Raw genomic sequence first — 8,478 nt, forward strand, 5'->3', positions numbered from 1 at the left:
CAACCGGATCAAGGTAATCAAGCGACAAGGGTATGGGTTTACCAACATTACTAACTTCAGAGCCAGATTATTAGCAGCTTTCTGGCCTTAGTAATCCTTGATCACCATAAGTCCAGGAGAGCCGTCTGAGCGAGTTTGTCAAAACTATCGATCCTGCCTTAGATGCCGAAATTCAGTTGCAGTTTCAGCAGGCAGCGGCAGCCCTAGCTGAGATTCCTGCCCCAATAGAAAAAAGCCTTTGTGATCCCCAGGCTCGCGCCAAAATCACTACTGCTCAAGACCAGATTTTGCGTGCCCATGATACTTTTGCCCAACGGATTCTTCCACTTTTTCAGCAATAAAGCCAGAGACATTGCGGATCCGTGACGGCAGCCTGCTGTTGGGTAAACTCCTGGTGTTCCGATGCTGCTAGTCCCTGCTGCAGAACCGACAACACGGAAGTACAGCCCTTTGCAGCAAGGGTACGCTGGCGCGTGTATGTCTCCGACAGGCTTTCCTCACGGAACATTCCACGAATGCCAACACCCATCGTGCTATGCCTACGGCACCCTGCCGGGAACCGCACGACCCGGAGGGTCTTGGCGGCCCATAGAGCAACACTAGTCATCCAGCACAGAATTCATTCCTACATTCCTAAAGCCCTTTGGAAATGGGTTAGAGCAGCAATTGTTGGTGTAGCAAACCCGCGTTCACTTTAGGGTTGGCAGCTGACTCCGTGCTGACACATTTCAGTTTTCCAGATTATTTTGCTCAACACACCTGATTCTGGATAAGAGATATGATCTTTTAGGCTTAGAAATGCCGTTTCTGGTGAGATGAGTGACAGAGTCATAGGCTACATAGGTTTCCGTGCTGCTAACACAATATAACCAAGGTTGCTGCTGTGACGAACGAAGGTTGCTCGCATCGAAAGAATACGTCGCCGAAGAGCAGGTCTAGTGAGCATACGCCAAGCCATAGTGAGAAGTGCCAAGATACCTTCTTCTTTAAGGATGCGATAGGGATTGAGCAACATCATAGGGCCGGTATCAAGATTTTCGATGATGAGACCGGTCTCTTGGACAAGGTGCGACCATCCGTTCGTAGATAATGGGCAAGCGTTGACACGAATCGTGGCTGATAAATCACGACGGATTTCATCGATTTGTTCACCTTCAACTCGTAGTTCGTGGATAAGTAACTGACCGCCAGGCTTGAGACGATTGTAGATCCCTTTTAGAAGCGTAGCCTTTGCTGCATCAGACTGCATGGTTAGAATAGCTTCCGCTAAAACATAATCAAATTGTTGTTCCGAGATCTGCGCTATCTGTTCTAGGTGAAGGATATCTCCCTGGAAGATCTCAACTTGCTTAGCCAAACCGCTTTTGGCAATATTTGCTTCAGCACGAGCAACACTATCAGGATTTTGCTCTACTCCAACCACATGAACACCGTAACGCTTAGCCAATGAAATCGCGCTGTAGCCAAAGCTAGACGCAAATTCTAGTACAGTTTGATCGGCATGAAAATCTGCCCACTCAAGCAGCTTTTCAGTAGCGCCAAAGCCTCCTGGACGCAGAGCTTTCTTACCGGCAGCTGCCAACACTTGATGCCCAGGAGCCTTATTCATGTCCAGTTTATCGGTCATACTTGCCAGCCTCCAATGACTCACCGACGGGCTCTTCTGGAGATGCAGCAGACTAGACAAGTTAAGCAATTGGGATCCCTACCCTACTAGGCGTTACAGCCCTTTAATGCTCCGCATCCCTAAAGTGAACGTGGGTTTGCTACAACAACAGTTGTGTCCTTACCCTATTTTGAAAGAGCTAGAGTGCTCCGCACCGCTGTCGCGAAGGGGATTCCCCCGTGCTAGGTGACTAACGAAAGGGCTATAACATCCAGATCTTCCGTTGCCGTCATTTTCAATCCAGGAGAGCCTGTCGATTTTTACTCACCCTGCTCAGATATCAACCTAATCTCAGAAAACTGAAAAACTTCTGGCTCGGATCGAGTACCTTCTGAATCCTCTCGCCATATCTTCCGCTTAATAGGAATCCAATAATTCCCAAATCGCCGATATTGATCTTCGTAGACTAGCATGGAACCAAGCTTAGCTCCTGAGTTTAGATCCTGGTACTCAGCAGTATAGTGAATCGGAAGATAGCCTTCGCCGGCATCGTAAAACTTCTGCACCAGGATAGTAATGACTCGGTCATGGAAGTGGCGATGAACCATCTGAATGTGTCTATCCTTCACCCAGTAGCGATCTGTTGCCGATAAACCCTGAACCAGGACTTCAACCTTGCCATCTTCTTGGGGATCCCCGTAACTAAAGGTGTGGTTTCCATGCTCTTGATCAAAAGAATGGCGAACTCGGTGAACCATAATTTCCCACATCTGCTCTCGCACCGACTGTCGAGCTGAGTCATCCTCAATGCCCGTCACACTGATTTTCATTTGCTGATCAATACTGACTTGACCCTGAAACGAGGGCCCCTGATCACAGCCTGAGGGGCAATAGGTGACCTGTGCTTGGTAGCCGGGAAAGTACTCATCCCAGGTGTAGCGACTTTCAAAAGCTTCCCTGAAGAGGTCTTGAGCCGATAATGCTGTAGCTACCATAGTATAAACTCCTTAGTAAGAAATTTTTCTAATAAGAAGGATACCTCTAGGCTATGACTAACTGATAGCTTTTAAGGTTTTCTTAGCGGTGTGGGAAGGTTGTGCCTGTAGGGGGGGCTAGAAAAAGTGGAAGATGGCACTGTCCATGGTCTCAACTTCCCATTGGAACAGGGATCCCCTATGGCATTGGGGGGATTGGACACCTAGGGATCCGATCTAGCCACAGAGCAGAAACCAAAAGCCGTAGGGCGCTGCAGCCAACATGGAATTACTTATTAAGAATCAGTTGCATTATTAGAGCCATTTGTTAACCTAGGCTTGCCGAAAATAGGGCCGAGTTGCTTGTCAAGTGTTTTCTTGCTCAGGGCTGACCATGGTTCTCTCTCTGTTCTGGCACAGGTATCGAAGGGTGCGGATCCTGATGCTGGTGATGGGATCCCTACTGGCAGGGTGCTTTCTGGTTTCCCATAGTGGATCCCAGCCCTTGCCCCCCCGAGCAGGTGGAGAAACAACTGTCTGGAATCGCACCTCTACGGCCTACGAGCAACCTGCCCCCAACCTGTCTCCCGGCTGGGCCAGATTACACGCAATGGGAGACATTACCTTTGAGGCTCGTTTTGTAGCCGCTCCGGCTCCCGTCAATCCGGGTTTGGGGCCTGTGTTCAACAACAACTCCTGCGCCGGTTGTCATCTTAAGAATGGCCGTGGCTTAGCCGAAAAAGGACAGCGAGTGGTGCGAGTCAGCCAGCTTCAGTCCCTTGAGGAGCGGGATCCCGTCCCTAGTCCCTGGGGTTGGGAGGTGATGGCCCCGAACAGTAACACTCCTCCCGTACCCGGTATCGGCACGCAAGTCCAGGAAAAGGCGATTCGGGGTTATCGACCCGAAGCCAAAGTAGAACTGACTTGGCGGGAGCTGAAGGGCCACTATGGAGATGGAACAACGTACTCGCTTCGCTTTCCAGAAGTTAATCTCTACACTCTAGAAAGTCAGTCCATTGACAATGTTTTGCTCTCCCTACGGATCCCTCAGCCAGTTTTTGGGGTTGGGTTATTGGAGGCGATTCCAGAAGCGGAGCTGCTGCACCAGGCAGATCCTGAGGATGTGAATCAGGATGGTATTTCTGGGCGACCCAATTTTGTTTGGGATGCTGTCCATCAGAAAATCTCACTTGGACGCTTTGGCTGGAAAGCCAATACTCCCAATCTTGAACAACAAACTGCTGCTGCCTATGTCAACGACATGGGCGTAACGAATCCTTTGTTTCCAGCCGCCGATGGTAGCCATGACATTGATGAAGCAACTTTGAGAGCGACAACAGTTTATGTGCAAACCCTGGCTGTGCCGGCTCGTACCCTCTGGCGGGATCCTACGGTGCAGCAGGGTGAAAAGCTTTTTGCCCAAGCCCAATGTACCGCTTGTCATCTGCCGCAACTGCGCACCGGGAGCCACGAAATAGCCGCTTTGCAAAACCAGATCATTCATCCCTACACAGACTTGCTGTTGCATGACATGGGGGAAGAACTGGCAGATCATCGACCTGACTTTGCAGCAACAGGCAAGGAATGGCGTACACCGCCCCTCTGGGGGATTGGCTTATCTCAGACTGTTTTGCCCTATTCCGGCTATTTGCATGATGGCCGCGCCCGCAACTTGGAAGAAGCAATTCTCTGGCATGGGGGAGAGGCAGAAAGGTCACGAGAAGCCTTTCGGAACATGACTGCTGAAGAAAGGGAAGCTTTGATTTATTTCCTCCGCAGTCTCTAGAGGTTACAAATCCACCCACTTCCTCAGGAGGTTGGCATAAACCTTGGAGAGAAGATCAAAGCTGCGCGTTTTGCCCAGTTCTTGAAAAATTTGCTGCCGGGCTGTTTCCAAATCAAAGAGAACCTCTCTTTCCTGGGGATCTCTGATTAGGCTCTGAATCCAACCCACAGCTGCTAAACGGATCCCCATCGTAATGGTTTCTACTCGATGCAACGTTGATGAGGGGTAGAGGATCATCGCCCCAGCAGGCAATTTGTAGGCTCGTTCCCCCTCCGTACTATCAATGATTAATTCTCCTCCCCTATACGCTTCTGGAGGGCTCAGAAACAAAGTGAAAGAAATATCCGATCGCATCAACTGTTGTTGGGTTGACATCACGGCATCATCTGTGTGGATCCCATAGGACATACCTACTTCGTAGCGGCTGACCAGGACGGGATGAATGATTTTAGGTCGAGCTGCCAATTGGAACAGCGAGTTACGAGCCAGAGCCGCAGTGATAATATCCTGCACTCTTCGTCCTTGAAGGGATCCCTTGGATAGCTGGGTATTATTTTTAACCAGTTTTGCATTCCATCCTGCTGTGACTCTTCCATCGATAAATTCCGCTTGATTCAATAGCTCTGCGATCTTGCTTAACTCTACTGAATTGAGAACATCTGCAATACATAGAATCATGATGAAATAACCTTTGCCGGAAGCAGGATTTAAGGCTCTTGTTAATATTCTTAAATTCTTAAAAAGGAATCATTTTCAGCCAGAAAATAATTTCCGCTTCGGAATTTCATTTTATGACATATAATGCTTAAAGGTATATCTTAATATATTCTCTGCAAAGTTATGCAACTACCACAAGGGATCCGACAACGAGAGCTTTGTGAGCAATTGGGCTTAGACTATAAAACTGTTGCAGCAACAGCCAAAAGCCTAGGTCTTAGCACCCATGAGTATTTGCAACAGCAAACCGGCTGGATTCTTAGAGATGAATTGTATTATCCTCCAGGCACAAGGTTTCTTGAATCAGACAGAACGCTACCACCCTCAAGTCTGCTAGCGCATTCATCTAGAGACCCAAGAGAGAGCCTTCCTTTTTTTCTCTTACTGCTTATCCTAGCGCTCTCCGTCTTACTAACCAATCGTTTGGATCCAGAAACGATACGGGAGTCCATCACTAGATTAGGTCTGTTGGCTCCTATTGCCCTCATCGGGCTACGATCCCTCAGTATTGTCATCCCTGCCATACCCAGTACCCTTTATTCCATCTTGGCTGGAGCGCTCTTTGGGCTTGGAACGGGCATTCTTTATATAGCAATCGCCGATTTTCTAGCCTGTATGCTTAATTTTTATCTCGCTAAAAGGTTTGGCCGAAGACTGGTACAACGAATGGTTGGGCAAAGGTTCATGTACAAAGTTGACACTCTATCGAGCAAGTATCTGGAGAATAATATTTTTCTTACTTCAGGATTTTTAATGACCGGACTGTTCGATTTTGTCGCTTACGCGGTTGGATTAACTCAAATGAAGTGGCAAAACTTTACTCTGGCTTTGATTCTAGGGATCACAGTCTCCACCCCTCCTGTCGTAGCCTTAGGTGCAGGGATCCTGGAGCAGGGAAGATGGCTGTTGGGCTTGGCTCTGTTGGGAATGTTTGCTCTAGCTATGTTGACAGGATGGCTAAATAGAAGACGAGAATCTTAAGAATCCTTTTAGAATATCTTGATGAAAATCTTCTAAAAACATCACCTGAAGTGGGATTTATATTTCAACTCTTTAATCTTATCAACATAAACTAGCAAAGAGCGATTTTTGAGTCGATGGATCAGTTTATCTTTTTCATAAATCTGGAAAAACCTTGTAACTGTCACCCTCGTTGTCCCAATCATTTCGCTAAGGTGCTGATGGGTAAGAGAAACTTCCAGCCGATAGCTATTGCCTTCTAGGATTCCAAATCTTTCAGCTATCCAGGCCAATAAGTCTAGCAGCCTGAGATAGATTTTTGAGTGTTGCAAGATGTAAATCCATTCCTGGCAGCGCCGTATGTGCTGCAGAGTTACTGACTGGATCCAACCTTGCTCTTGCTGACAAAAGCACCGCAGTTGCTCTGCTGGGAGAATCCTGGCTTCAACATAGGGGGATAAACACTCAGCTTTTAATCCCTTGACCAGATTTTGTTCCAATCCAACCACATCGCCTTTTCCCCACAAACCTAAGGTAAAAGTTTCCCCTTCACTTCCGAGAATGAGGGTGCGTAGTATACCTGCCTCAATCTGCCATAGTGAGCCTTCGATCAGTGGCAAAGGATCCCCTCTTTTGAAGGTTTTCATCTGGCCAAAGGAAGTTACAAAGTCGAGATGCGAACGTGATGTGGGGAAGACGATAGGTTGGATGGAACTCATTAATGCTCCTGTAGAGTTCAAATTGCTGAACCAAAGGCATCTTTGGGCAATGAAAGTTGATCTATCGCTCGATTCACAGCTTCCTTAAGGGTGGTGGCATCGGGAAACTCTTCGCCAGCCCAAAGAACCTCATGTAGTGCCTTGCCCTGCTCAGGATTGGCTCGCCCAAACGTATCTCCAGCAGCCAGCCAAGCCCCGCGCACTGACCACTGAGCAGCTAGGGCAGTATCCCCACCAGCGGCCACTGCAGCATCCAAATCCGCCACCCGATCTAGCATCAACAGGAGTGCCGCCACATCCAAAGCCTCTTGTACAGAGGCTGCTTCGGTCTCTGGCCAACGTTTTTCCAACAGAGCCGGTTGGCCTGCCGCCAAGGGTTGAGTCACCCTTTGGGTAGGATGTTCAGAGATCCCAAAACGCTCAACGATCCGGCTCATCTCTTGGTGCAGAGAATGTTGACCATCCACTCCATACCAGAAAGCAAACAGCTCACTCCAGTTTTTTGGGGATCCATTCGCCAAGCTCCAGTTGTCATCTTGAGGGCCACGTAGGGAAGCCTCCGTCAGCTCGAGGCGACACCAATTCAAGACCGTGGCCAAAATCCCCGATTGAATAGCAGCAATGCGGGCTGCATCCGGTAGCGAGCGGCGCTGTCCTTGGCCAGAAAAGGCTCCTGTACCCATAAGGGCCGAGGCCAAAAAATGATGTTGAAAGGTTGGCTCCATTCCCAAGGCGATGGACCCCGGTAAGGTGCGCTGCATCCGACCTTGGTAGTCATCGGCAAAAAATGCTAGCGAGTGGGAGCTATCCCGCCAGTTGAAGTGCCGCCCGTAGGCATAGCGGTTCAAAGCCGATGCATAGTCCGGAGGGAATTGGCTCAAAGCCGTGTTGATCTCGGCAATATCCAAACTCAGCCGATTATGGGGACGAACATCAGCTGCCGTGGTGAATCCCTCCGCCGACAGAGCAAAAGAGGGTACCTCAGCCAAAGCCGGCTTCCCTGTGCCCCAGCCAACACTCACAAGGAGCAAACTGGTCATGAGCACGGTAACTGGGGGAGAGCCAAATCCCTGCTTCAACCTGGCAGGAGTAGACGCGACAGGCCAGTTCAACACAGAGCTTGCAGGCAACAAGGGGTGGGATGACATCGTTGTGATCTCCTCGCGAGTGGGTGGGGATGGAAGCAGCCTTTCAGTCCAGAGCGCTTCACTTGAGAATAATTTCTAATAAGATATCCCACAAATCGCGTTTGTTCGCAAGGCTTTGGCTAACCGTGCCATCCCCCAAAAACCTCAGATCGACGATTTCAGACGCAGAAGAGGGGATCTGCCTCCACAAAGTCTGTCGGTATTCCAGGTCAACTACCTAGAAGGGTTATCAACTAAAAGTCTGTTCTCTGTTGCGCCTCTGTCAAGTAGGCGAGAGATTCAGACGCAGCACCTTGGTTCTGATTTGCCCTGGCCTTGATCCAAAGACAACTCCTCAACTTAAAGCCACGCTGAAAAACTCCACTGCTTCCGCCAAAACCTCCAAAAAGCGATCCACTTCCGCCAAAGTGTTGTAGAGATAAACGCTAGCCCGTGCCGTCAATTGCACCTTCAAGTAGCGATGCAACGGCTGCGTGCAGTGGTGGCCGGCCCGGATGGCAATGCCATGCTCATCTAGTAACGTTGACAGATCGTGAGGGTGAATCGCCTCTGCCGAAAAACTGACCAA

General features: G+C 49.2%; 11 protein-coding genes. 4 read left to right on the top strand and 7 right to left on the bottom strand.

Annotated elements, in window-relative coordinates:
- The first annotated feature begins 7 nt into the window (after positions 1-7).
- Both JX360_RS18130 and JX360_RS18135 read left to right on the top strand, forming a co-directional pair.
- Positions 8-91 carry a hypothetical protein gene (locus tag JX360_RS18130; RefSeq protein ID WP_425244331.1) on the top strand — a complete coding sequence of 28 codons (84 nt, stop codon included), beginning with the start codon at positions 8-10 and terminating at the stop codon, positions 89-91.
- A 34-nt stretch (positions 92-125) separates the two neighbouring features.
- Positions 126-341 carry an imelysin family protein gene (locus JX360_RS18135; RefSeq protein ID WP_425244435.1) on the top strand — a complete coding sequence of 72 codons (216 nt, stop codon included), beginning with the start codon at positions 126-128 and terminating at the stop codon, positions 339-341.
- On the opposite strand, the gene JX360_RS16570 is transcribed toward JX360_RS18135, so the two are convergent.
- The 3 genes from JX360_RS16570 to JX360_RS16580 form a co-directional block, all read right to left on the bottom strand.
- Positions 332-607: a hypothetical protein gene (locus JX360_RS16570; RefSeq protein ID WP_244353159.1), complete on the bottom strand. Its 276-nt coding sequence runs from the start codon at positions 605-607 to the stop codon at positions 332-334. The genes JX360_RS18135 and JX360_RS16570 overlap by 10 nt on opposite strands.
- 228 nt (positions 608-835) lie before the next feature.
- Positions 836-1,627, bottom strand: coding sequence for an SAM-dependent methyltransferase (locus tag JX360_RS16575; protein WP_244353160.1), 792 nt, complete (start codon positions 1,625-1,627; stop codon positions 836-838).
- Between the two features lie 299 nt (positions 1,628-1,926).
- On the bottom strand, positions 1,927-2,601 hold the full coding sequence (locus tag JX360_RS16580; RefSeq protein WP_244353162.1) for a DUF3386 domain-containing protein: 675 nt from the start codon (positions 2,599-2,601) through the stop codon (positions 1,927-1,929).
- 373 nt (positions 2,602-2,974) lie between these two features.
- On the opposite strand from JX360_RS16580, the gene JX360_RS16585 reads away from it, so the two are divergent.
- Positions 2,975-4,366, top strand: a complete 1,392-nt coding sequence (locus tag JX360_RS16585; RefSeq protein ID WP_244353164.1) for a di-heme oxidoreductase family protein — start codon at positions 2,975-2,977, stop codon at positions 4,364-4,366.
- A 3-nt stretch (positions 4,367-4,369) separates the two neighbouring features.
- On the opposite strand, the gene JX360_RS16590 is transcribed toward JX360_RS16585, so the two are convergent.
- Positions 4,370-5,044 (bottom strand): Fe2+-dependent dioxygenase, encoded by a 675-nt coding sequence (locus JX360_RS16590; RefSeq protein WP_244353166.1) that lies wholly within the window; start codon positions 5,042-5,044, stop codon positions 4,370-4,372.
- A 507-nt stretch (positions 5,045-5,551) separates the two neighbouring features.
- On the opposite strand from JX360_RS16590, the gene JX360_RS16595 reads away from it, so the two are divergent.
- A complete protein-coding gene (locus tag JX360_RS16595) occupies positions 5,552-6,064 on the top strand; it encodes a TVP38/TMEM64 family protein (protein WP_244353168.1) in 513 nt (170 codons plus the stop codon).
- A gap of 41 nt (positions 6,065-6,105) precedes the next feature.
- Here JX360_RS16595 and JX360_RS16600 read toward each other — a convergent pair whose 3' ends face one another.
- The 3 genes from JX360_RS16600 to JX360_RS16610 all read right to left on the bottom strand — a co-directional run.
- Positions 6,106-6,762 (bottom strand): Crp/Fnr family transcriptional regulator, encoded by a 657-nt coding sequence (locus tag JX360_RS16600; RefSeq protein ID WP_244353170.1) that lies wholly within the window; start codon positions 6,760-6,762, stop codon positions 6,106-6,108.
- A gap of 17 nt (positions 6,763-6,779) precedes the next feature.
- On the bottom strand, positions 6,780-7,910 hold the full coding sequence (locus JX360_RS16605) for a hypothetical protein (protein WP_244353172.1): 1,131 nt from the start codon (positions 7,908-7,910) through the stop codon (positions 6,780-6,782).
- A 334-nt stretch (positions 7,911-8,244) separates the two neighbouring features.
- Positions 8,245-8,478 (bottom strand): aminotransferase class V-fold PLP-dependent enzyme (locus JX360_RS16610; RefSeq protein ID WP_244353174.1); only part of this gene is annotated, 234 nt, incomplete at its 5' end.

It is taken from the genome of Thermostichus vulcanus str. 'Rupite', from assembly GCF_022848905.1.
GTDB classification, from domain to species: domain Bacteria; phylum Cyanobacteriota; class Cyanobacteriia; order Thermostichales; family Thermostichaceae; genus Thermostichus; species Thermostichus vulcanus_A.